We start from the raw sequence: 23,299 nt of genomic DNA, 5'->3' as shown, positions 1-23,299 counted from the left end.
ACGCTATACGTCTGAGCCCTTAAAATAAATTTTTAAATTATTATCTTAAATCAACCACTTCCACCCCTGGGTAAAGCTTTGAATCAAATGCAAAAGTTGATTCAGGCACCTTAATATTCGGTGTAAAGGTCTTGATAGTATAGGTATATCTGTTACCATTTTTATCAAAGATCACCGCATTGGTTATTTGCTTGCTTAACTTATCAACCTGCAGCCTTACCTTAAAGAAAGAACGCTTTCCATCAAGTGGAGTCAGATCGATATTATGTAAAACTTTACCGTTCAGCTTGGTATCATTGGTATAAACCGACTTAAATCCCTTCTCGTAAATGGTAAAGATCTTTGCCGGATTAAGTGCATCCGAAGAATTATCTACTTCACTTAACTGCACTTCTTTATCTGCTTTCAGATAGGTCCACTGATTCTTTCCATCACTGATCAATTCTTGTCCCTTAAGGATGATCTTGTATTTATTAACCTTTGATCTTACAAATAGAGTTCCCGACTGAGTTTCTTTGATCTTAGCCTGTGGATTTTCAAGTGTGTAGGAAAACTCGGTTTTTATCACATCATAACTACGATACTTCTTGGAAACCTCCGCAAGTATTTGTTTTGCTTTAACTTCACTTTGTGCAAATGCTGCAACTCCGGAACCCATGATAATAAGAGCCCCTATTAACAACTTCTTCATTTTTCTATATTTAATTATTCGTCTTTGTCTAATGTATTCAAGAACTGTTCCAAAGAATATTCGTCAGGTATCAGAACCTCTCTGGCCTTACTCCCTTCAAAGGGCCCGACAATATGTGCCGCTTCAAGCTGATCGATTATTCTGCCTGCCCTGTTATATCCAAGTTTAAGTTTACGCTGAATTAAAGAAGTAGAACCCTGCTGATGCATAACGATCATTCTGGCAGCTTCTTCAAACATAGGATCACGATCTGAAGCATCAAATTCTTTTGCTGAAGATTCTGCATTTTCATCAATGTATTCAGGAAGCATCCAGGCCGAAGGATAGCCTCGCTGTGAACCTATGAACTCCGAAACCCTCTCTACCTCAGGGGTATCCACAAATGCGCACTGAATCCTTATCAGATCGCTTCCAGTAGATAAAAGCATGTCTCCGCGGCCAATCAGCTGATCTGCACCACCACTATCAAGAATGGTCCTTGAATCGATCTTGGACAATACCCTGAAGGCTAATCTTGCCGGAAAATTGGCTTTGATCGTACCTGTGATAATGTTAACTGAAGGACGCTGTGTGGCGATCACCAGGTGAATACCAACCGCACGGGCCAGCTGAGCGATCCTTGCAATAGGTGTTTCCACTTCTTTACCGGCTGTCATCATCAGATCCGCAAATTCGTCAATGATCAATACAATAAATGGCAGAAAACGATGACCATCATTCGGATTCAGTTTCCTATTGATGAATTTCTGATTATACTCCTTTAAATTACGTACATGACCATTTTTTAACAGGTCATAACGATTATCCATTTCAATACAAAGTGAGTTTAATGTGGTTATTACCTTTTTTGTATCGGTAATAATGGCATCAGCCTCTCCCGGTAATTTTGCAAGGAAATGTCTTTCAATTTTTCTAAAAAGCGTCAATTCGACCTTTTTGGGATCCACAAGCACAAATTTCAGTTGTGATGGATGCATTTTGTATAGCAAGGAGATCAATATCGCATTAATACCAACAGATTTACCCTGTCCTGTGGCACCCGCGACAAGTAAATGCGGCATTTTTGACAGGTCGGCAATATAAACCTCATTGGAAATGGTCTTTCCAAGAGCAATTGGCAGATCCATCGTTGTATTCTGGAACTTCTCAGTTGCCAGTACAGAACGCATAGATACCATTTCAGGATTCTGATTCGGCACCTCAATCCCGATAGTACCTTTACCTGGCATGGGTGCGATGATACGAATACCCAAAGCAGCAAGACTTAATGCAATATCGTCTTCCAGATTTTTGATCTTCGAGATCCTGACCCCTGGCGCGGGAATGATCTCATATAAAGTAACCGTAGGACCGATCGTAGCTTTTATTTTGTCGATCTCAATATTATAATGGTTGAGAGTCTCAACTATTTTATTTTTATTTGCTTCCAGCTCATCTGCATTAACAGCAATCTTATTGGATCCGTAATTTTCCAGAAGATCGAGTGTAGGATATTTATAGCTGGACAGATCGAGCGTAGGATCATACATACCAAACTGTTCAACAAGTTCAGACGATTTCTGCTCCTCTTCCGTTCTTTCAATTGTTAGCGGAGGAGATTCTTTCAATTCTTCATTAACCAGCTGTGCTGTTTCAAGGGGTACATTTTTCGCGGGACTAAGAATAACGGCTTTATGTTCTTCAGGTTCAGGAATATCATTATCAGGAACTTCCACCGGTGGAAGATTCTGATTCAGTTTATTTCCTGTTGGTGTTTGTCCAGGTTTATTCGGAAGCTTAAACTCAACCGGATCATAAATAACTTCTTCCTCCAGCTGAACATTCATGCCATCCGTTTCCGGGATCACATATTTAGGTTCTATAGTACGTTTAGGAAGCTTAAAATCTATATTATAGGCAATGATCAGTACGCTAAGGCCTGCAAAAGCAAGCAATCCTGCAATTCCGGCATTTCCAATCTGTGCCTGCAATAACCTATTGGTCCAGAATCCAAACTCTCCTTCCAGATAATGAGGATAATCAATAATGAATGCATGAACAAAAGCCAGACTGACTGAAATAAAAATTAACAGGAAGAAGGAATAAGCAAGGGTTTTTGAAATGGAGAATACCTTGATCTTGAACAGCATTCTGTAACCTATGATAAAAAATACACCTATAAAAAGGAAGGAGGCTACACCAAACCATTCATAAATAAACTGATGAGATAATAGTGCACCGAATTTACCTAACCAGTTCTGAACTACAGGCTGATTCAGGCCCATTTTGGATAATTCGAGCTGGGTTTTCCATAAATTGGACCATCCCCCATTGGCATCCATCACATAGCTTTGGTCATCCTTCCAGGTAAATAAATAAGAAGTAAAAGCCACCATGAAATACAGTGAAACGATCAGGAAAAAGAGGCCTATTATTTTAATTGTACGGTCATCATTTAACTTAAACCTCGGTAACACCTCTGTTGGCTCACCCGAAACACGCTGTTTTGGAGCAGGTTTTGATTTAGGTTCGTCACGAAAAGAATTTGCATTCCTGAATTGATTTCCTTTTAAGGGCATTCGATATATTGCTAAATATTGACAAATATAATGTTATAAAGAATAAACAGATATTCTGAATGTCCTTCATTTTCAATTAATGTACTATAAAACCTTTTCATAAACAATTTGGACAAGGCACAACTGGTATTAAACCATCATTAGAACCATGATTTGAATCTGTAAGTATTGATTTCATCCAAAAGTAAGATTAGGATGACTGCCGGGACTCAGGTAAAGGAGTGGAATATTATATTTATTTTTATTAATATTGATTAATTTGAACTCATGATTTAATTATTTCAGGATATGAATCAGGCTTTATTGGAGGAATATATACAGACTGGAAATGCCATCGACCTGCTTGCACTTCTGGAGGCCAATACACATCTGGCCACTCAGAAAACAAGTCAGAATATCTCCCCTATCATGCTATGCTGCTATTATAAGAAACCAGAGCTTGCTGAGATCCTACTAAAACATGTACCCGCGATCAGTATTTTTGAAGCTTCTGCCTTAGGCAAATCTGATTTCGTTAAAGAGGCCCTCGACCAGAATCCGGAATTGATCAATGAATTTTCTGAGGATGGCTTTACCCCGCTTTCCCTCGCCTCCTACTTTGGGAATGAAGAAATTACGCACTTACTGCTTCTAAATGGTGCAGACCCAAACATCCCATCTAAAAATGGATACAATGTTTACCCTTTACATTCTGCTGTTGCCTCTAATTATACAATGATTGCAAAGATGCTGCTGGAAGCAGGGGCAGATATCAATGTTGTACAAATGTCGGGCGCCACTCCTCTACACTCTGCAGCACATAATGGAAATATTGAGCTATTGATAGTACTTCTTGAAGCAGGAGCTAATGTGAATGCAAAAATGGAAGATGGTAAAACTCCTGCTGATAAAGCCTTTGAGAAGGGTTTTGTCGATATAGCAAAGATTCTTTCCTAAAAGCCGGTTTTTTTCTTTCCTGAAAACAACCAAACGCATTTTTATTGCGTAGGTACTTCAAACTAAATAAATAATTTATGAAAAAGTCCCTACTCATTGGTTCCATTAAATCAATATCCCTTATTATGCTTGCTGTAATTATACTTTCAGGCTGCAAAAAAGATGAAGTTGAGGAACCAGTCAGCCTGATAAAAAAGGCTACAATTACATTAAGCGGTGCTCAGGAAGTGCCTGCAGTTACTACAAGCGGTACCGGCACTGCAGAAATTTCGTATGATCCCACAATGAAAATGATCACTTACAAAATCACCTGGCAATTAGGTAATCCTTCGGCAACGACTACCAATATGCATTTTCATGGTTCTGAAACAGGAAGTGACCTGGTGAGTTCAGGAGTTGCTATTGGTATTACAGGATTTGCAACCGGCAGCGCCGGCCTTCTTAATGGAATGACCATAGCCCTGACTGATGTTCAGGCTGCCCAATTATTAGCGGGAAAATGGTATGTAAATATCCATAGTTCTACCGTTGGATCAGGAGAATTAAGAGGAAATATTAAGTTTAACTAATTTTTAAGGAGATAGAGCACCATGGGTCAAACACCCGGGGTGTTCTATTTTTTTAGAAGTCCCACACCGTGTCGCGAATACGTTTTATATAATGACGCACATCCAAAACGATTGCAGCAAATACATAAACGATCAGAGGAAAGCCTACTGCAAGAAAAGATGAATAAATAAAGAATAATCTGATCTTAGAAATAGAAATATTAAAACGTTCTCCGAGGTATGCACAGACACCGAATGATCGTTTTTCAAAAAACGTTAGAAACTGTTGAAGCATTTTTATGGTTTAATATTTTTGTCCCAATTCCACAAGATAAGCATTTCTTTTGATCACAATAGGATTTTTTTAGCTGTAATATGGCCTGGGTATGAGCCGCATTTTCAGGAATACATCCTATTTTAATAAATCGGTTGATCACAGCATTGGATTCAGGGCTTAGTTTTTCCAGAATATTTAAGCCCTTATTCATCTGCTCATCACTACCATGCATGAGCCCGAATGCAAATGAAAATACCGCCACTGTATTGATCAGAATATTATCTATTGATTTATCACCCAATGCTGAGCTTGTCTGCTGGCATTCCTGTCCGAATCTATAATGTGTCTCCCAATAGCTATTTAAAGGCATTTCACTAAACATCCTCATTATTCTCCTGCTATCTTTTTCATTCAGTATTCTGGAAAAAAGATGACTTGATTTAAGGATCAAAGCTGCAAACTGAGCGAGTCTTAAGGTCGGAAAATTGCGTGGCCTTAACCTCATATACTTCCATAAGTATTTATCTATCGGATTTAAACCATGCTTCTTCCTGAGGAACCTGTATTCCTGCATGATCAGCCCTGGATACTCTTCCTTAAAATTTTTATTTAAAAAACCCGCCTGACCAAAGATCAGAGCTTCAATCTGAAACGCTCTGTTTTTATACCTGCCCAGTAATTGTTGCGGTAAAGAACGGGCCAGCATCTCAAAAGGAACAGCATTTGTTTTAAATCCGAAATTTCGGGCCAGGGTTATATAGAATGCATCATCCCAGCTGCCTTTATATTCCTTAAGCAGTTCGTTGACCTGAATTGATCTCTCTTCCAAACGCTCTATTAAAATACGTGAAAGCCAACTTTTTATAAAAAATGGCTCTATACCCGCCAAATGTTTTTCACATGGGATCCAGCTCAGATCGGCCATAAGACTGATATAGTTTTGAGCAATTTCGGCAGGAATGAGGTTTTTGATTTCAAAAACAGGGATTTCTGTGCCATCATTTCGGATGATCTCCTGATCATGTTCTGAAACCACGTGCAAAATCACATTGTCATAAGCCTGATCAAACTGATGCTGATGCCGGTACCAGTCGGAAGAACGAATATGTATCTCAACATTTCCTGCCCATAAGGTATCTCCAATCCTGATCTTTGCACTTTCAAAATCAGGCCCTGCATGGTTATTATGCAATCCAACACTGATAATATCCAGAATATCTCCTGAGGTAGTTTTGAATTCCTGCTTTTTTAACAAGCAGAATTTCCAGAGATAATGAAGGAATTCTTCGGGAAATGACATATTTTAAACTACCGAAAATGAATGCAGCAGCAAAAGAATATGATTCACCGGCAGTTTTTAACCAATGAACGGTAAAAGAATGATTTTCGGATATAAAATTGCAGGGGATTTAAAATCCAATCTCCTCCAGTAGAATTTCCATTTCAGATTGCAGTTTTTTTGCTTCTTCTCTGGCACGTTCGGCAAAATCCTCCCCCGATGAAGCGAAAATAATGGACCTTGAAGAGTTGACTAAAAGTCCGCAGCTCTCAGACAAACCATATTTACAGACCTCCTGCAAACTTCCCCCCTGCGCCCCGACACCAGGTACCAGCAGAAAATGATCAGGAGCAAATTTGCGGATATTCAAAAATTCCTCAGCCCTTGTCGCTCCTACTACATACATCATACGATCGTTTCCAGCCCATGAATTGGCTTTTTGTATCACATTTTCAAATAAACGGCCGTTTTCAGTATCTATGAACTGGAAGTCTTTTCCGCCTTCATTTGAAGTAAGGGCCAGAAGAATTACCCATTTATCTTCAAATGCCAGAAAGGGCTTGACCGAATCACTTCCCATATATGGAGCGATGGTAATGGCGTCAAAACTCATTCCTGAAGACGCATGATCAAAAAATGCTTTTGCGTACATTGTTGAGGTATTCCCAATATCTCCGCGCTTTGCATCAATGATCCCTAAGCAAGTTTCCGGGATATAATTTGAAGTATCAATTAAACTCTTCCAGCCTGCAATACCTCTGCTTTCATAAAAAGCACTATTGGGTTTATAGGCAACACAGAGATCATGGGTAGCATCAATGATACGCTTATTAAATTCCAGAACCGGGTCCTCAAAGTCGAGCAGGAATTTTGGAATTAACTCTATATCAGTATCAAGTCCGACACACAGGAAAGATTTCTTGATTTTTATTTGTTCAATAAGTTGCTTTCTATTCATTTTAACAGCGAAATTTGGACGAAAATAAATAAAGATGACCTCTTAGACTTAAAAAAAGAATTAAAATTTTGTTTTTTTCTTTTTATTGCATAAAATTGTGTCGTAATCTCATTTTATCCCTGAATTCAGGAAATCACAATAATTCTTTTGTAGCAATAAATTGCATTAATTTTTGTGTTGTCGCTCTCCAGGATAAATTTATTGAACTAAAATCCCAAAAAACATAAACCATATTTAATGCTGGATAGTAATAAATTGAACGATAAGCTCGTTTCCGAGCTACGTGAAATTGCTCAAACCCTTGGTGTGGAAGATACTGACACATTGCGTAAACAGGATCTCATCACCAAAATCCTTGAACATGCTGATACACCTCCTGTTAGCGGGAACGCTGTCAATGAGATTAATGGCTCTGAAGTAAATGACGCTGCTGCCAAGCCGCGCAAGCGACTTCGCAGTACTAAATCAAGTAGTGATAGTAATAAGCACAAAGAGGTTCCTCTGGACAATACCAGGACTTTCGATTTCCCGGAAGATGATGAAGCTCCTGTAATTGATCCTGTAATTGAGACAGTTATTTCTGAAATTCCATCAGAAGCTGCTCCAGTGGCTGCAGAAGTAAAAACCGCTGATCAAGCTGAGCCAAAGAAATTTGAACGCAGGCCAAACCCTAACAATCCTAAACAAAATCCAAGAACTCAGGATGCTCCTGCAATTAATATGGATTTTGATAATGTGATCGTTAACGAAGGGATTTTGGAGATCATGCCTGATGGTTATGGCTTTTTAAGGTCATCAGATTATAACTACCTTTCTTCTCCTGATGATATTTATGTATCACAATCTCAAATAAAATTATTCGGACTCAAGACTGGTGATACCGTAAGAGGTAGTATCCGTCCTCCAAAAGAAGGCGAAAAATATTTCCCGCTAGTTCGCGTTGAAGCGATCAACGGCCGTATTCCTGCTGATGTTCGTGACAGGGTTCCATTTGATTACCTGACACCACTTTTCCCAACAGAAAAACTGAATCTGTTTGTTGACACAGCAAATCATTCCACACGTATCATTGATCTGTTTACCCCAATAGGTAAGGGACAGCGTGGATTGATTGTTGCCCAGCCAAAAACAGGTAAAACCATGCTTCTGAAAGATGTGGCAAATGCTATTGCAAAAAACCATCCTGAAGTGTACCTGATCATTTTACTGATCGATGAACGTCCGGAAGAGGTTACTGATATGGCCAGAAGTGTTCGTGCAGAAGTTGTTTCCTCAACTTTCGATGAACCTGCTGAGCGCCATGTTAAAATTGCAAATATCGTTCTTGAAAAAGCAAAAAGAATGGTTGAATGTGGCCACGATGTAGTGATCCTGCTTGATTCTATAACCCGTCTGGCACGTGCATACAATACTGTTGCACCAGCATCCGGTAAAATACTTTCCGGTGGTGTGGATGCCAACGCCTTACATAAACCAAAACGTTTCTTCGGTGCAGCAAGAAATATTGAAGATGGTGGATCATTAACCATATTGGCTACCGCTCTGACTGAAACAGGATCCAAAATGGATGAGGTGATCTTTGAAGAATTTAAAGGAACAGGTAACATGGAATTACAGTTAGACAGAAAACTATCTAACAAACGTATATTCCCTGCAATCGACCTGACAGCTTCAAGCACACGTCGTGATGACCTTCTTCTGGACAAGGATACCCTACAGCGTATCTGGATTTTAAGAAATCACCTTGCAGACATGAATTCACAGGAATCTATGGAATTCTTGCAATCGCAAATGCGCGGCACTAGAACCAATGAGGAATTCCTGATATCAATGAATTCCTGATAAATTAAATTAGTTTCTGAAATACTATAAATCTCAGTACAGACAATACTATTCTGATGAAGCAACATATCCCCAATACAGTTACCTGTCTAAACCTTTTTAGCGGCTGTTTGGGGATTGTTTTTGCCTTTAAGGGCGAACTTCATCTCGCTACTTACGCGATTTTGATCGCGGCGGTCCTTGATTTTCTTGATGGGATGCTTGCCAGATGGTTAAAGGCCTACTCTGAACTTGGAAAACAGTTAGATTCGATGGCAGATATGGTTAGTTTCGGGGTTTTACCCTCCGTCATAATCTATCAGATGTTTCTATTGTCGCCTCAAACAGCTCCCTACAGTAGTTGGTTGAATTATTCGGCTTTTCTGATTGCTGTATTCTCTGGTTTAAGACTGGCAAAATTCAATATCGACACCAGACAGTCTGAAAACTTTATTGGTCTCCCTACCCCTGCTAATTCATTATTGATCGCTTCTTTTCCGATGATGATCATGGAAAACAATAGTTTTTTCATGAATTATATCATGAACCCTTATTTTCTGTTCATCTTCAGTCTGGGTATGGGCTTATTACTTGTTTCAGAAATACCGCTTATCTCATTGAAATTTAAATCATTGAAACTTTCAGAGAATCTGCTTCGCTATATTTTAATTGGTTCATCCCTGATTCTGATTTTAATATTTCAATTTGCAGCAGTTCCAATGATACTATTCCTGTATTTTTTAATTTCATTTATCCAATTCAGAACAATTAGCTGAATTATATCTGAAATTAATAATATTCAGGGTAAATAAATGCCGGATGATAATCATGGAAAAGCAGTAATCAGCAGCTCGAAGAATCAGGATTCAGAAAATATTTGATTGCTTGGGCGATTGTTTGAGAAGAAATGCTTATCGCAACTAACTAAACGCTGCTTAAGAAAAGGATATAATAAAAAACCAGGAATTATATAGAAAATAACTGATTCGATGGTGGATGGGCTACAAATTTGAATAAAGCAGATTAAATTGTTTTTTCAAGATCAGATTTAATTTGAGCTAATTTAATGAAAAGTTCCACGCTCATATCTTTAAGAAGCTTAAACGCTGGTGGAATTGTCTCTAATTTTTTGAGATTTCTTGCATTTTGTTCAATTTCAGCCATACTTCCCCTTGCTGATTCAACTCCCATGAAAGCCAGAGTAGGTTTTATTTTATGTGCAATATCTGCAACAGCAGACCAGTTTTCATCTATAATTAATTGGCCTAGCTGGTCAAAATAAGCCGGGGTCTGAGTTAGAAACAATTCTATCATCTCGATCATGAACTCAGTACTTCCACTAGCCACATCCTGGAGGTAGGATAGATCAAGATTAAAATCAGCACTATTGTTTTTTAATTCCTCAGACATACTAATAAAAGATCTAAATTTTTGCTAAGTTAACCTTTTTACATATAAATCATCGGTCAATTCAAGCAACAATTCAGTAATGCTTTTCTTTGAAATGGGATGAACCTGGTCGGGTGCGATCTCACTCAAGGGCATCAGACTAAATCGCCTGACCGACAAATAAGGATGTGGTATGATTAGATCATGGTCGTTTACAATCTGATCTTCGTATAACAGAATATCAATATCAATAGTTCTGGAGCCCCACTTTTCGAGCCGCTGACGGCCAAAAATATTTTCTATTTCAAGAACACCTTTCAGCAGTTCTTCAGGATTCAGGCTGGTTTTCAATTCAATGACCTGATTAATAAAATCAGGCTGATCATGTTTACCCCAGGAGGCGGTTTGATACAAGGATGATTTTGCATTGATCGTCCCGAGCCTGCCCGCAATTTCTGCAATTGCATCAGAAATATATTTTTTGCTGTCGCCGAGATTACTGCCAAGCAAGATATAGGTAGTATACATGTAATTTTTAAAAGCCTGTGTAACAAATTGCCAAATACTAAATCTGTATATTTGTATACTTGCATAGATAATGTATTTACCCCTTATATGAAAGATTTTTTCAAATTTGTTTTCGCCTCCATGTTAGGCTTCATTCTATCATTTTTTGTTCTGTTTTTGCTTCTCATTGTACTCATAACAGCAGTGATCTCAACAGCAGGCAGTGATGGAAAAGTAAATGTTGCCTCCAACAGTGTTCTGCATATCAGTCTTGATTATCCGATCAAGGAAAGAACAGATAAAAATCCATTTGCAGAACTTAGCCTGCTTGGACTTGAAAGCAAGAAAAAATTAGGGCTGAATGAAATACTGAAAGGTATAGAGGAAGCAAAATCAGATGATCATATAAAAGGGATCTATCTTGATGCTTCATCGCTTTCTTCAGGTATGGCAACTATGGAAGAAATCCGTAATGCATTGCTCGATTTCAAGAAAAGCGGAAAATTCATAATCGCCTATAGCGAAGTCTATTCGCAGGGTGCGTATTATTTGGCAACTGCCGCAGATAAAATATACCTTAACCCGGAGGGCATGATAGATTTTCGTGGACTTAGCTCCGAAATCATGTTCTTCAAAGGTACCCTCGAAAAACTTGACATTGAAGCTCAGATCATCAAAGTTGGCACCTATAAAAGTGCTGTAGAGCCATTTATTCTTGATAAAATGAGTGAGCCCAACAGACAGCAGGTTACATCTTTTTTAGGCTCTATGTATGATCATTTCCTTTCAGAGATCTCAAAAAGCAGGAAAATACCAAAAAATACTCTTTTTTCATTGGCTGACAGCGCTAAGATCAGAGCTCCAAAAGATGCTTTAACATTTAAAATGGTTGACGGGCTTAAATATAAAGATGAGGTACTTGATGAACTTAAAAAGCTCACCAACATTGATAAAAAGAAAGAAATCAAATCTGTAAGCCTGGAAGAATATGCACCTTCTGAAGGTGAAAAGGAGGAATCTTCACAAAACAGGATCGCTGTAATTTATGCCAATGGCGAAATTATGAGTGGAGAAGGTAATGATGAAACCATTGGTTCAGAAAGAATATCCAGAGCGATAAGAAAAGCCCGCACTGATGACAAAGTCAAAGCGATTGTACTTAGAATTAATTCTCCGGGTGGAAGTGCTCTGGCATCTGATGTAATATGGCGTGAAACAGTTCTTGCAAAAAAATCAAAGCCTGTTATTGTATCAATGGGTGATCTGGCTGCTTCAGGTGGTTATTATATCGCATGTGCAGCTGATTCGATCTTTGCCCAGCCAAATACGATCACCGGATCGATCGGAGTATTTGGGATCATCCCGAATATGCAGAAATTCTTTAATAATAAGCTTGGAATTACATTTGATGGGGTTAAAACAGGAAAGTTTGCAGATCTTGGAACTGTAAGCAGACCTTTAACCGAAACAGAGAAAATGATCATTCAGCTGGAAGTGAATAAAACCTATGATACATTCACAAAAAAAGTAGCTGATGGCCGTAAAAAGTCGCAATCTTATATTGACAGCATTGGTCAGGGAAGAGTGTGGAGTGGCACTGAAGCCCTTCAAAGAGGACTTGTAGACAGACTAGGTGATATTGATGATGCTATCGCATCTGCAGCAAAAAAAGCAAAAATAAAAGATTTTAAAATTGTGAATTACCCTGCACAGGTAGATCCTATCAAATCACTGTTTGATAATTCTGCTGATAAAGTAAAAACCTATTTTGTTAAACGTGAATTAGGTGATAATTTTATTTATTACGAACAAATGAGGTCAGCATTAAACCTTTCAGGAGTACAGGCTCGTATCCCTTATAACATTCAAATAAGATAAGCATTCATATTTTTATTTCTAAAAAAACACATACCCTTCCCTTTTCAGGGAAGGGTTGTTTATTTTTGAATGTATGGAAAACAAAATCATCGCAAGGACTTTAAGATTGTTAAGCTCTCTAATGGAGTTACACAATGAAAATCCATTTAAAGTGCGGTCTGTAGCTAATGCTGCATTTAAAGTAGACAAACTCCCCTATCCTATTTATACTAAGAGCCTGGCCGAAATGGAGCAGGTGGACGGACTTGGAAAAAGCATTGCCGCAAAAATAAATGAGCTTGTACAAACTAATTCCATTCAGGAACTGGCAGAACTAGTCAACCAAACTCCTCCAGGAATCATAGAAATGATGCAGATCAAGGGTATTGGCCCAAAAAAGATCCTTGTGATATGGAAAGATCTGGGTATTGATACTGTTGGAGAGCTCTATTATGCCTGTAATGAAAACCGGCTGATCGAGGCCAAAGGTTTCGGACTGAAAACACAGGAAGAAATCAAAAAAAATATAGAATTCAGCATAGCCAGCAATGGGCGTTTTCTTTATGCAAAAATTGAAAAATTTGCAGATGACCTCTTAGAACTAACAAAAAAGACTTTAAATACTGAGCTCATCTATATCACAGGTCAATTCAGAAGAAAATGTGAGATCATCGATAGTCTTGACTTTTTGATCGTTGGCCAGGCAAGTGAAGAAGTTATGCAAAAATTCATTTCTTTGGGGCTGGAAAATGCTGAAATCATTGGCCAGGAACTAAAATGCAAAACAGAATCTGGCCTGAATGTTCAATTCTCATTTTGTAATGCAGAAGATCTGGGCAAGGAGCTGATCATAAAAACAGGCAATACCGAACATACCGAAGCCCTCTTATCAATACTTGCGGGCTCTGACCTGAAAAACAAGACGGAAGAACAGATCTATGAAATTACCGGTTTGCCATTTATAGAACCAGAATTACGTGAAGGTATTAATGAAATTGAATTAGCCAAATCGAACAAACTACCTGAACTGATCCAATACTCTGATCTTAAAGGAAGTTTACACAATCACAGTACCTGGAGCGATGGTATTCATACTCTGGAGGAAATGGCTTCCTATTGCAAAAATGAATTAAAGCTGGAATACTTCGGAATCTGCGACCATTCCAAATCAGCATTCTATGCCAACGGCCTCAATGAATTACGTGTAGCAGCCCAGCATCGTGAAATTGATAAATTAAATAAAAAACTTGCTCCATTCCGGATATTTAAAGGAATAGAGTCTGATATACTCTATGACGGATCGCTTGATTACTCCAACGAAGTACTTGCAAGCTTTGATTTCGTAGTTGCTTCAGTACATTCAATTTTAAACATGACTGAAGAAAAGGCTACTGAAAGATTAATAAAAGCAATTGAAAACCCTTATACTACTATTTTGGGGCATCCAACAGGAAGATTACTATTAAGCAGAAGCGGTTATCCGATAGATCATAAAAAGGTTATCGATGCCTGTGCAGCAAGTAATGTAATTATAGAGATCAACGCGAACCCCTTAAGGCTTGACCTTGATTGGCGATGGCATCAATATGCGATTTCAAAAGGTGTACTTTTATCAATAAACCCGGATGCACACCGAATTGAAGGGAATCTTGATATGAAATATGGTACTTTTATTGCCAGAAAAGGTGGATTAAGTAAATTGAACTGCCTGAATGCAATGACCCTTGAGCAGATCGTCAGCGTTTTTGAGCAACAGAAAATTAAGTGTCAACTTGAAAAATAAAAATCTTAAAATACTGATCATTCGCTTCAGCTCTATAGGTGATATTGTGCTTACCAGCCCTGTAGTGAGATGTTTGAAAGAACAGATCGAAGGGCTTGAACTTCATTATCTGAGTAAGAGATCATTTGAACCGGTTTTGGCTGGTAATCCTCATATTGACAAGCTTCATTTTTTTGAAAATTCCCTTTCTGAATGTATTTCAGACCTTAAAAAGGAAAAATTTGATCATGTGATCGATCTGCATCATAATTTAAGGACGCTTCTGATTAAAACAAGTCTTGGGGTCAATTCAAGATCGTTTGATAAGCTAAACTGGCAGAAATGGTTATTGGTGAATTTTAAAAAGAATCTCCTCCCACCTGTCCATATAGTTGACAGATATCTGCAGACAGTGGAATTTCTTGGAGTAAAAAATGATGGGAAAGGGCTCGATTACTTTTTAAAAAATGAATATGATCTGAAAAGCATGCTGCCCCAATCCCATTTAAACTACATATCTGTAGTGATTGGGGCACAACATGGTACAAAACGACTTCCTGTTGAGAGATTAATAGAGCTATGCAGTAAGATTGTTCACCCCCTTGTTTTACTTGGCGGGCCGGAAGATGCTGAGCGGGGAGAAAAAATTTCACAGGCAGCTGGTAAACATGTATTCAATGCATGCGGAAAATTCAAACTTGACCAGAGTGCATTCCTGATAAAAATGTCTGACAAGGTTATTAGCCATGATACAGGTTTGATGCACATAGCTGCAGCCTTCAATAAGCCAATTTTATCTGTTTGGGGAAATACAGTTCCTGAATTTGGAATGTACCCTTATAAGGCTGATAGATCATACATTTATGAGGTTAAAGGACTTAATTGTCGGCCATGTTCAAAAATTGGGCACGATACTTGCCCTAAAGGTCATTTTAAATGTATGAATACTATTAATTTGAACGAAGTTATTGACCAGGTGAATGGCTAAATCATTATTATTGATCAGACATGCAAAATCAGATTGGGCAGATCTAATGCTTTCTGATTTTAAAAGGCCATTAAATCACAGAGGTGATAGTAATGCACCTGAAATGGCCAAGAGGCTTGTTAAACGAGAATTATTTCCACAGCAATTAATTAGCAGTCCTGCTATTCGTGCCATATCAACTGCCAAACACTTTGCAACAGAACTCAATATAAAGCCGTCAGATATCATACAGGAGCCAGAGATCTATGATGCTTTGACTCAATCCTTACTGAGTGTGGTCAACAATCTTGATGAAAATTCTGATTTCACAGCATTGTTCGGTCATAATCCAGCTTTAACAGGCTTAGTTAATTATCTATGCGATCAGACAATATTTAACATTCCAACATGTGGAATGGTACTCATTAAATTTCCTTTTGAAAAATGGAAAATGTTAAGCAAAGGAACAGGAGATCTGATATTTTTTGATTTTCCAAAAAACGATAAATTATAGTATCAACATCTTACTGGACCAGTTTATAGACCTTTCCAGGCAAAGATGTAATGGTTCCCTTCATTTCCATCCCCAGAAGAGTAACTGCCAGCCTGCTCTGCTGCAATCCGGTTAAATAAGACAATTCATCCACAGCTACACTCCCATTTGAAGAAAGTACATTGGCAATGACCTGTTCATCTTCTGTCAAATTGATCAGGAGGCTTAATTGTGGTTTAACCGGTTTTTCAATATCCCTGTTCCATCCCATGATATATTCAATATCTGCTGCTTTAGTAATCAGATTAGCCCGATGTGTTTTGATCAGATAATTACATCCAAGACTGAACTCATCATTGATCCTTCCGGGAAAAGCAAAAACATCCCTGTTATATGAATTTGCAAGTTCAGCAGTGATCAATGCCCCACCTTTGATATTGGCTTCCACAACGATCGTAACATCTGATAATCCCGCAATTATTCGATTTCGCTTTGGAAAATTCTCACGGTCAGGAATTGTTCCCGACATAAATTCAGTGAGCAATCCACCGCAATCAAGCATTTTTTCGGCCATATTACGATGCTGAGCCGGATAAATGCGGTCAAGCCCGTGAGCAAGTACTCCAATTGAAGGAATATCCAATTTCAAGGATTCCTTATGAGCGGCACCATCAATCCCGTAGGCAAGTCCGCTTACTACCAATGGATCATGAATCTTTAGATCAGCAATCAGATTTTTACATATCTCTTTGCCATAATCTGTGGCATTTCTTGTTCCTACAATGCTGATTATTTTCGTATTATTCAGATCAGCATTCCCCTTAAAATAGAGCATTACCGGAGCATCAGAACAATTCCGCAGTCTTTTGGGATAATCTCCATCTGTCAAAAAAAAAGGTTTGATCTTATATTTCTCAATGAATTTAAGTTCATGTTCTGCAAACTTAAATACCTCATGTTTAATGATAAGTTCCTTTGTTTTTGGTCCGATACCAGGCACTTTTCCAAGATGTCTGCTTTTAGCTTTAAACACTTCTTCTTCATTTCCGAAATAGCTGAGCAGATTTCTGGCAAGAACTGAACCAATACCTGGAAGGCAAGAAAGGGCAATTTGATGGAATAAAGACATCCTTAATGATTATTGTCAATAATTAAACTCAGAAATTTAAAAACCAACAGCATTGGGGATGCCGCATATCAGTAAAAAACTACTGATTATTATTGTGGGATATATACCACGTATTTTGTGTCAAAATAATCTTCCTTAAAATAATCCGGAAGTGGGATCAATTCAGCCTTTAATCCTGATTCTTTTATTTCCTGATCAAGATCACCACCTTTAAGATACAATATACCGTTTTGCAGAGTATTTAATGATTTCTTCTCAAATTTCCCTTTTACCCATGGATAGAAATCGGATAATTTGGTGACTGCTCTGGAAACAACAAAATTAAACTTCTCATCGATCTGTTCAGCTCTTGCATGAGTTGCCCTTACATTTTTCAATCCTAAGGCAAGTGCAACTTCCTGAACTACCTTTATTTTCTTTCCAATTGAATCAACTAAATGAAAATCAGTATCAGGAAACAATATTGCTAAAGGAATTCCGGGGAATCCCCCACCGGTACCAACATCCAATACTTTTTCGCCGGGCAAAAAAGAAACAACTTTTGCAATAGCCAATGAATGTAGAATATGGTGCAGATAGAGCATGTCAATATCCTTCCTGGAAATGAGATTAATTCTCGCATTCCAAAAACGATACAGCTCATCAAGGGCATCAAATTGATCCTTTTGAGTCTGACTTAGGTCAGGAAAGTATTGAGATATTATTTCAGAAGTCACTTCTAAGATTTTTCTTTTTACGATTTATAATATTGCCCATCAGATCCCTGGCGCGAAAAAGTTGCGCCTTTACAGTCCCAAGCGGAATATCCAGTTGTTGCGCGATCTCCTCATAGGACTGCTCATCATAATATCTTAATATGATCAGCGTACGGTACCTTAATGGTAATTGCTCAACAATATGTTTAAGTTTCTCACTTTCCTGCTTCTTGATGGAGGTTTCTTCCGGATTCAAGCCTTCAGCACGAACCTGCATATGTTTCTCTTCCCCATCCTCTTCAGAAAGAGTATGCAAGGAAACAACATTGAGCCTCTTTTTCCTGATAAAATCTATACAATTATTAGTCGCAATCCTAAATAACCAGGTACTGAAGGCAAAATCAGGCTTATATTTTTCTAAATTTTCAAATGCTTTTCCAAATGTCTCAACAGTGAGATCCATCGCATCATCCTTATTATTGACCATTTTCAGGGCCATAAAATAAATAGAGTCCTTATAACGCTGCATTAATTCTGCATACGCTTTCTGATCTCCGTCTTTAGCTCTGGAAACAAGGTTAAAGTCGTTTCTGGCGTTCGCCGAGAAATTGGGATTTATTTCCATTCAACTTTCTTCCTGAAAATAGATATTAAGCTTAAAAGCATGATATAAATGTAATAAATGAAATCAAATACAGGCATCCACCAGATAAGATCTATGTATTTTAATTTCTTTAATATTGGAATATAGACCAGCACCTGTACCAGCATTCGTATAAAAAAGACTGCAGTAATTAACCACCATTGTCCTTTAATAGCTATTAAAGCAAAGAGGAAGAGATAAAATAAAATTCCTGACAACACCTGGATGGTCAGCATTTTCTTATGCTGCTTTTTATATGCTTTTCCGGCACCCTGATGACGAAATTTTTGTGAAAGGAATCCTGACAGGGAATTTTTAGGTTCCGACCAAACATGAGAATCCGGATGAATCTCAATCATAGTGTTAAGGCTGTTTGCATTCTGATTCACAAACAGATCATCATCACCGGATAAAATATGCATATGTGAAGCAAATCCCTTACCCCTGAAAAACAAGGATTTCTTATAGGCCATATTACGGCCTACTCCCATATAAGGAATGCCTCTCAATGCATAAGAAAGATAATTAAGAGCAGTAATAAAGGTCTCAAAACGGATAAACTTATTAAGAAATCCACTTTTTATCTCATAAGGCGAGTATCCAAGTACAATTTCAGTGTTTCCGTTAAAATTATTCTGCATATGCGTCAGCCATTGGTCTGATGAAGGTCTGCAATCAGCATCTGTAAAGACCAAATTCTCATTTTTTGCGGCCTTGATACCTAATGTAACTGCAAACTTTTTACCATGCTTAAAACGAGGATGATCATTTATAGTTACAACTTTTAAATTTTTGTATTCCATTGACAGGTCGCGCAAAAACCAATCTGAACTATCATTGGAGCAATCGTTGACAACAATGACTTCAAAATCAGGATAATTCTGACTAAGTATCGGGACAAGGTTTTTCTTAAGATTTTCTATTTCATTTCTGGCACAAATGATCACTGAAACTGGCGATTTTATCTGTGTATCTGATTCCGGAACTTTGAAGGAAGCTAATTTTCGGTGAATTACAATAACGTAATAAAGTTGAAGTAATAAACAGATCTGTAAGGAAATTACAATTGAAATATAAAAATAATCCACGCGTTAAATTAAACTTTTGAATAGGGGGTAAATTTCTGATTTTTCAACCAACAATTGGCATTGTTTATAAAATAAACTGAAATAAACTCTTCATAATTTCCGCTCCCCTCAGCGGCAGTTTATATTTTGCTATTTTTGCCCCGATTATTAATTTTTGAATGAAATTTAAACTAGAGGCAGAAGATAAAAATTCTAAGGCACGTGCAGGCGAGATCACTACCGACCATGGAGTGATAAAGACACCTATTTTCATGCCTGTAGGCACTGCAGGGTCAGTTAAGGCCGTGCATCAGCATGAATTGTCAAATGATATTAAAGCCCAGATCATACTTGGTAATACCTATCATTTATATTTAAGGCCCGGACTTGAAACCCTGCAATTGGCGGGTGGATTACATAAATTCAATGGATGGAACGGACCACTTCTTACCGATAGTGGCGGATACCAGGTCTATTCTCTGTCTGGTGTACGAAAAATAAAAGAAGAAGGCGTCACATTCCGATCCCATATTGACGGATCCAAACATTTATTTACTCCTGAATCAGTAATGGATACTCAGCGGATCATTGGCGCTGATATTATTATGGCCTTTGATGAATGTACCCCCTATCCATGCGAATATGGATATGCACGAAGGTCGATGGAAATGACCCATCGTTGGCTAAAACGCTGTTGCGAACGATTTGATACTACAGAGCCTATATATGGTTTTGATCAGACACTTTTTCCGATTATCCAGGGTTCGGTCTATAAGGACTTAAGAAAACAATCGGCAGAAATGATCGCTTCATTCGAACGTGAGGGGAATGCAATCGGCGGACTTTCAGTTGGTGAGCCGGCTGAGGAGATGTATGAAATGACAGAAATTGTATGTGATATCCTTCCAAAAGATAAACCACGCTATCTGATGGGTGTAGGTACTCCTATCAATCTTTTGGAAAATATTGCCCTTGGGATCGACATGTTTGATTGTGTAATGCCAACAAGGAATGCAAGAAATGGTATGCTTTTTACAAAGAATGGTATTATTAACATCCGGAATGAGCGATGGAAGAATGATTTTTCTCCTATCGAAGAAGATAGCGACCTTTTTGCTGATAGAAACTATACAAAGGCTTATCTTAGACATCTGGCACATTCCAAAGAGATCCTTGGAGCTCAGATCGCAACTTTACACAACCTGAATTTTTATTTATGGCTTGTGAATGAAGCGAGAGAAAAGATCATTTCAGGAGAATTTACTGAGTGGAAAAATAAAATGGTTATTCAGCTAGCTCAACGTTTATAAGGCATGATCAAGATCATTGACTGGTATATCATTAAGAAATACCTGGGTACATTTTCATTTACTCTGGCTATTTTCACGGTGATCATCGTCATTTTTGATGTTTCTGAGAAACTGGATGATTTTTTACGGCATAACGCCCCGGTCTCTGAGATCCTGTTTAGTTATTATGCCGGCTTCATTCCCTTTTATTTAAATTTCCTTTCACCCCTGATAAATTTTATTGCAGTCATATTTTTTACCGCAAAGATGGCCGATCAAACGGAGATCGTACCTATTCTGAGTAGCGGAGTAAGTTTTAAGCGTTTTTTATGGCCCTATTTCATTTCGTCAACCGTAATTTTTATTGTTACCCTGATCTTTAACCTGTTCATCATACCGGAAACCAATGAACTAAAGATTGATTTTGAAAACATTTATGTCAATCCCAAATCTGACAATTCCAAGATGTATACCCATATGCAGATCGACAAGAACAGCTATGTTTACATTGAAAATTTTGATAATAACCAGAAAACAGGCTACAAATTCATTTTGGAAAAATTCTCGGGTTATGATCTTAAAGAAAAATTAGTAGCTGATAAGATTACATGGGACTCACTTAAATCAAAGTGGATCATTGAAAACTATTCAATTAGAAAAATAGATGGGCTTAAGGAAAGTATGGATATAGGTACCCGGAAAGACACTACGCTTGACATGCGTCCCAAAGACTTTGAGATATATGACAACATTTATCAGGCAATGAATATGCGTGAGTTAAATGAACGTATTGATAAAGAGGAAACAAGGGGAACCGGGGTAATGGTAGACCTTCAGCTTGAGAAATATAAACGTTTTGTTTATCCTCTCTCTGCTTATGTATTGACCCTTATGGGTGTTTCATTATCATCACGCAAGGTTCGCGGAGGTATTGGCCTACCTCTTGGTGTTGGTATATTTTTAAGTTTTGCCTATATATTATTTATACAATTTGCCAATATGTTTGCCTTAAAAGGAGGCCTGCCTCCACTGATGGCCGTATTTATTCCGAATGTAATTTTCGGGATCCTTGGCATTTATCTATTAATAAAAGCTCCAAAATAATTCTTCATGCCTTCTTCTAAAAGCCCTGTCAGCCGGAACCTTGTCATCTTACACATAACCGTCTTTATCTGGGGGTTTACGGGCATCCTCGGTGCATTGATTTCTATTGATGCTACATACCTTGTCTGGTACAGGGTTCTCATTGCATTCGTCAGTTTGTATGCTTATTTCGTATATAAAAAAATACCGATCAGCGTTTCAAAGGAGACCTTTTTAAAACTCTTTTTTACAGGAGCTATCGTAGCACTCCATTGGATATTGTTCTTTCAATCGATCAAATCTTCCACTGTATCTGTGGCCCTGGTCAGCCTTTCCTCCCTTACTTTATTTACTGCTATTTTAGAACCAATTCTAAAAAAACAACGGATTTCTAAACTGGAGATCTTAACAGGACTTCTAATAATCTCTGGCATTTACATGATATTTAAATTTGAATCCAGGTATTCAGTCGGAATAATTTGCGGGCTTTTAAGTGCTTTTTGTGCTAGCATTTTCTCTATTATAAATTCCAAGCAAATTCAGAATCGCCCTGCAGCCATTATAAGCTTCTATGAGCTAATCGGGGCATGGGTGTGGGTTTCTGTCTATTTATTAATTTCAGAGGGTTTCAAGGCTCCTGTGAGCCTCAATCCTACAGATCTGGCCTTTTTATTCATCCTTGGAACGGTTTGCACCTCGGTTGCATACGTGTCTGGAGTGGCAGTTATGAAAGAATTATCAGCATTCAGAGTTGCACTGATTACAAATCTTGAACCTGTTTACGGGATAATTCTGGCCTTTCTTTTCTTTGGAAAGAGGGAACAAATGACGATCGGATTCTATGCCGGAGCCCTGGTAATTCTTAGCACGATCTTTATGTTTCCTTATATAAAGAACATGAAAAGAAAAAAAATATCCAAATAACCCATCGGGTAGGGGAGAAGTTTTATACACTAAGTATCCAAAATTCAGCTGTGTTTTTCCAAACAATAAAATATCTTGAAGCAGTAAAATACACTTGTTAGAATCATCACTTTTTATAACAGAAGAACATCACTCTCTTTTTTGAAATGGGAAGAACTCAGACCCCTGGATCTCAATAAAAATTGCAGAGCCTAAACTTTCATTTAAGATATCCGTTTATTTAAAATACGGACGAGTATAGTGGAAGTAAAAGGCTAAAAAAACATCGGACTTAGATACTCCGGTTTTATTGATTAATTCAATGATCCATGCATAAAAAACAGAATAGACATTTCTCTCCGGTATAAAATAAACCTGCCCGTGTTTATTGTTAACAAGGTGTACCCTAATTATCGTACATTCATAAAAATGAAATAGCTTAGTGTA

The 23,299-nt window shown here is 37.9% G+C and carries 22 protein-coding genes; 11 read left to right on the top strand and 11 right to left on the bottom strand.

Features of this window, described 5'->3' with window-relative positions:
- Positions 1-40: 40 nt before the first annotated feature.
- Complete coding sequence (locus BLR27_RS06045; RefSeq protein ID WP_090701944.1) at positions 41-691, bottom strand: LolA family protein; 651 nt, start codon at positions 689-691, stop codon at positions 41-43.
- A gap of 14 nt (positions 692-705) precedes the next feature.
- Entirely contained in the window at positions 706-3,249 is a 2,544-nt protein-coding gene (locus BLR27_RS06040) for an FtsK/SpoIIIE family DNA translocase (protein WP_090701941.1), read from the bottom strand.
- Between the two features lie 288 nt (positions 3,250-3,537).
- On the opposite strand from BLR27_RS06040, the gene BLR27_RS06035 reads away from it, so the two are divergent.
- Together BLR27_RS06035 and BLR27_RS06030 are read left to right on the top strand one after the other, a co-directional pair.
- Entirely contained in the window at positions 3,538-4,185 is a 648-nt protein-coding gene (locus BLR27_RS06035; RefSeq protein ID WP_090701938.1) for an ankyrin repeat domain-containing protein, read from the top strand.
- A 77-nt stretch (positions 4,186-4,262) separates the two neighbouring features.
- Complete coding sequence (locus BLR27_RS06030) at positions 4,263-4,754, top strand: CHRD domain-containing protein (RefSeq protein WP_090701934.1); 492 nt, start codon at positions 4,263-4,265, stop codon at positions 4,752-4,754.
- Positions 4,755-4,806: 52 nt separating this feature from the next.
- Here the strand turns inward: BLR27_RS06030 and BLR27_RS06025 are convergent, their stop codons facing one another.
- The 3 genes from BLR27_RS06025 to pyrF all read right to left on the bottom strand — a co-directional run bounded on the left by BLR27_RS06025 (position 4,807) and on the right by pyrF (position 7,247).
- Positions 4,807-5,028 carry a PspC domain-containing protein gene (locus BLR27_RS06025; protein WP_090701929.1) on the bottom strand — a complete coding sequence of 74 codons (222 nt, stop codon included), beginning with the start codon at positions 5,026-5,028 and terminating at the stop codon, positions 4,807-4,809.
- Positions 5,000-6,310 carry a DUF2851 family protein gene (locus BLR27_RS06020; protein ID WP_090701925.1) on the bottom strand — a complete coding sequence of 437 codons (1,311 nt, stop codon included), beginning with the start codon at positions 6,308-6,310 and terminating at the stop codon, positions 5,000-5,002. The genes BLR27_RS06025 and BLR27_RS06020 overlap by 29 nt, the downstream gene beginning before the upstream one ends.
- Before the next feature lie 109 nt (positions 6,311-6,419).
- Positions 6,420-7,247, bottom strand: a complete 828-nt coding sequence (gene pyrF, locus BLR27_RS06015; protein WP_090701919.1) for an orotidine-5'-phosphate decarboxylase — start codon at positions 7,245-7,247, stop codon at positions 6,420-6,422.
- A gap of 237 nt (positions 7,248-7,484) precedes the next feature.
- On the opposite strand from pyrF, the gene rho reads away from it, so the two are divergent.
- Together rho and pssA are read left to right on the top strand one after the other, a co-directional pair.
- Positions 7,485-9,089 (top strand): transcription termination factor Rho, encoded by a 1,605-nt coding sequence (gene rho / locus BLR27_RS06010; protein WP_176767619.1) that lies wholly within the window; start codon positions 7,485-7,487, stop codon positions 9,087-9,089.
- Between the two features lie 56 nt (positions 9,090-9,145).
- Positions 9,146-9,844 carry a CDP-diacylglycerol--serine O-phosphatidyltransferase gene (pssA, locus tag BLR27_RS06005; RefSeq protein WP_090701915.1) on the top strand — a complete coding sequence of 233 codons (699 nt, stop codon included), beginning with the start codon at positions 9,146-9,148 and terminating at the stop codon, positions 9,842-9,844.
- 247 nt (positions 9,845-10,091) lie between these two features.
- Here pssA and BLR27_RS06000 read toward each other — a convergent pair whose 3' ends face one another.
- Positions 10,092-10,478, bottom strand: a complete 387-nt coding sequence (locus tag BLR27_RS06000; RefSeq protein ID WP_090701911.1) for an Hpt domain-containing protein — start codon at positions 10,476-10,478, stop codon at positions 10,092-10,094.
- Positions 10,479-10,502: 24 nt separating this feature from the next.
- Complete coding sequence (folK, locus tag BLR27_RS05995) at positions 10,503-10,985, bottom strand: 2-amino-4-hydroxy-6-hydroxymethyldihydropteridine diphosphokinase (protein ID WP_090701907.1); 483 nt, start codon at positions 10,983-10,985, stop codon at positions 10,503-10,505.
- An 87-nt stretch (positions 10,986-11,072) separates the two neighbouring features.
- Between folK and sppA the strand changes: the two genes are divergently transcribed.
- The 4 genes from sppA (at position 11,073) to BLR27_RS05975 (ending at position 16,064) form a co-directional block, all read left to right on the top strand.
- Positions 11,073-12,842 (top strand): signal peptide peptidase SppA, encoded by a 1,770-nt coding sequence (gene sppA / locus BLR27_RS05990; protein WP_090701902.1) that lies wholly within the window; start codon positions 11,073-11,075, stop codon positions 12,840-12,842.
- A gap of 73 nt (positions 12,843-12,915) precedes the next feature.
- Entirely contained in the window at positions 12,916-14,604 is a 1,689-nt protein-coding gene (locus tag BLR27_RS05985) for a DNA polymerase/3'-5' exonuclease PolX (protein ID WP_090701899.1), read from the top strand.
- Positions 14,594-15,571: a glycosyltransferase family 9 protein gene (locus tag BLR27_RS05980; protein WP_090701890.1), complete on the top strand. Its 978-nt coding sequence runs from the start codon at positions 14,594-14,596 to the stop codon at positions 15,569-15,571. Before BLR27_RS05985 ends, BLR27_RS05980 begins: the two co-directional genes overlap by 11 nt.
- Positions 15,564-16,064, top strand: a complete 501-nt coding sequence (locus tag BLR27_RS05975) for a SixA phosphatase family protein (RefSeq protein ID WP_090701886.1) — start codon at positions 15,564-15,566, stop codon at positions 16,062-16,064. Before BLR27_RS05980 ends, BLR27_RS05975 begins: the two co-directional genes overlap by 8 nt.
- A gap of 10 nt (positions 16,065-16,074) precedes the next feature.
- On the opposite strand, the gene dprA is transcribed toward BLR27_RS05975, so the two are convergent.
- From dprA to BLR27_RS05955, 4 genes are all read right to left on the bottom strand, one after another.
- Positions 16,075-17,172 (bottom strand): DNA-processing protein DprA, encoded by a 1,098-nt coding sequence (dprA, locus tag BLR27_RS05970; RefSeq protein WP_090701882.1) that lies wholly within the window; start codon positions 17,170-17,172, stop codon positions 16,075-16,077.
- Between the two features lie 89 nt (positions 17,173-17,261).
- Positions 17,262-17,888, bottom strand: a complete 627-nt coding sequence (gene rsmG, locus BLR27_RS05965; protein WP_090701878.1) for a 16S rRNA (guanine(527)-N(7))-methyltransferase RsmG — start codon at positions 17,886-17,888, stop codon at positions 17,262-17,264.
- Positions 17,878-18,492: an RNA polymerase sigma factor gene (locus BLR27_RS05960; protein WP_090701875.1), complete on the bottom strand. Its 615-nt coding sequence runs from the start codon at positions 18,490-18,492 to the stop codon at positions 17,878-17,880. Before BLR27_RS05960 ends, rsmG begins: the two co-directional genes overlap by 11 nt.
- Positions 18,483-19,598 carry a glycosyltransferase gene (locus tag BLR27_RS05955; RefSeq protein WP_245704453.1) on the bottom strand — a complete coding sequence of 372 codons (1,116 nt, stop codon included), beginning with the start codon at positions 19,596-19,598 and terminating at the stop codon, positions 18,483-18,485. The genes BLR27_RS05960 and BLR27_RS05955 overlap by 10 nt, the downstream gene beginning before the upstream one ends.
- Before the next feature lie 158 nt (positions 19,599-19,756).
- Between BLR27_RS05955 and tgt the strand changes: the two genes are divergently transcribed.
- From tgt to BLR27_RS05940, 3 genes are read left to right on the top strand one after another with little or no spacing between them, the layout of a single operon-like run.
- The gene (gene tgt, locus BLR27_RS05950; RefSeq protein ID WP_090701871.1) at positions 19,757-20,887 is read left to right on the top strand and encodes a tRNA guanosine(34) transglycosylase Tgt; all 1,131 of its coding nucleotides are present in this window, start codon (positions 19,757-19,759) and stop codon (positions 20,885-20,887) included.
- Between the two features lie 3 nt (positions 20,888-20,890).
- Positions 20,891-21,970 (top strand): LptF/LptG family permease, encoded by a 1,080-nt coding sequence (locus BLR27_RS05945; RefSeq protein ID WP_176767618.1) that lies wholly within the window; start codon positions 20,891-20,893, stop codon positions 21,968-21,970.
- Positions 21,971-21,976: 6 nt separating this feature from the next.
- Positions 21,977-22,873: a DMT family transporter gene (locus BLR27_RS05940; RefSeq protein WP_090701866.1), complete on the top strand. Its 897-nt coding sequence runs from the start codon at positions 21,977-21,979 to the stop codon at positions 22,871-22,873.
- Positions 22,874-23,299: the final 426 nt, after the last annotated feature.

This window comes from Daejeonella rubra, assembly GCF_900103545.1.
In the GTDB taxonomy this organism is placed as follows: domain Bacteria; phylum Bacteroidota; class Bacteroidia; order Sphingobacteriales; family Sphingobacteriaceae; genus Daejeonella; species Daejeonella rubra.
This window is presented reverse-complemented; position numbering and strand designations above follow the sequence as displayed.

Coding starts and splice junctions, on each gene's coding strand:
- BLR27_RS05960 (WP_090701875.1), bottom strand. CDS start 18,492: ATGGAAATAAATCCCAATTTCTCGGCGAACGCCAGAAACGACTTTAAC.
- BLR27_RS05945 (WP_176767618.1), top strand. CDS start 20,891: ATGATCAAGATCATTGACTGGTATATCATTAAGAAATACCTGGGTACA.
- BLR27_RS05940 (WP_090701866.1), top strand. CDS start 21,977: ATGCCTTCTTCTAAAAGCCCTGTCAGCCGGAACCTTGTCATCTTACAC.
- BLR27_RS05975 (WP_090701886.1), top strand. CDS start 15,564: ATGGCTAAATCATTATTATTGATCAGACATGCAAAATCAGATTGGGCA.
- tgt (WP_090701871.1), top strand. CDS start 19,757: ATGAAATTTAAACTAGAGGCAGAAGATAAAAATTCTAAGGCACGTGCA.
- folK (WP_090701907.1), bottom strand. CDS start 10,985: ATGTATACTACCTATATCTTGCTTGGCAGTAATCTCGGCGACAGCAAA.
- BLR27_RS06035 (WP_090701938.1), top strand. CDS start 3,538: ATGAATCAGGCTTTATTGGAGGAATATATACAGACTGGAAATGCCATC.
- rho (WP_176767619.1), top strand. CDS start 7,485: ATGCTGGATAGTAATAAATTGAACGATAAGCTCGTTTCCGAGCTACGT.
- sppA (WP_090701902.1), top strand. CDS start 11,073: ATGAAAGATTTTTTCAAATTTGTTTTCGCCTCCATGTTAGGCTTCATT.
- BLR27_RS06030 (WP_090701934.1), top strand. CDS start 4,263: ATGAAAAAGTCCCTACTCATTGGTTCCATTAAATCAATATCCCTTATT.
- BLR27_RS06000 (WP_090701911.1), bottom strand. CDS start 10,478: ATGTCTGAGGAATTAAAAAACAATAGTGCTGATTTTAATCTTGATCTA.
- BLR27_RS05985 (WP_090701899.1), top strand. CDS start 12,916: ATGGAAAACAAAATCATCGCAAGGACTTTAAGATTGTTAAGCTCTCTA.
- BLR27_RS06020 (WP_090701925.1), bottom strand. CDS start 6,310: ATGTCATTTCCCGAAGAATTCCTTCATTATCTCTGGAAATTCTGCTTG.
- dprA (WP_090701882.1), bottom strand. CDS start 17,172: ATGTCTTTATTCCATCAAATTGCCCTTTCTTGCCTTCCAGGTATTGGT.
- BLR27_RS06025 (WP_090701929.1), bottom strand. CDS start 5,028: ATGCTTCAACAGTTTCTAACGTTTTTTGAAAAACGATCATTCGGTGTC.
- pssA (WP_090701915.1), top strand. CDS start 9,146: ATGAAGCAACATATCCCCAATACAGTTACCTGTCTAAACCTTTTTAGC.
- pyrF (WP_090701919.1), bottom strand. CDS start 7,247: ATGAATAGAAAGCAACTTATTGAACAAATAAAAATCAAGAAATCTTTC.
- BLR27_RS06045 (WP_090701944.1), bottom strand. CDS start 691: ATGAAGAAGTTGTTAATAGGGGCTCTTATTATCATGGGTTCCGGAGTT.
- BLR27_RS06040 (WP_090701941.1), bottom strand. CDS start 3,249: ATGCCCTTAAAAGGAAATCAATTCAGGAATGCAAATTCTTTTCGTGAC.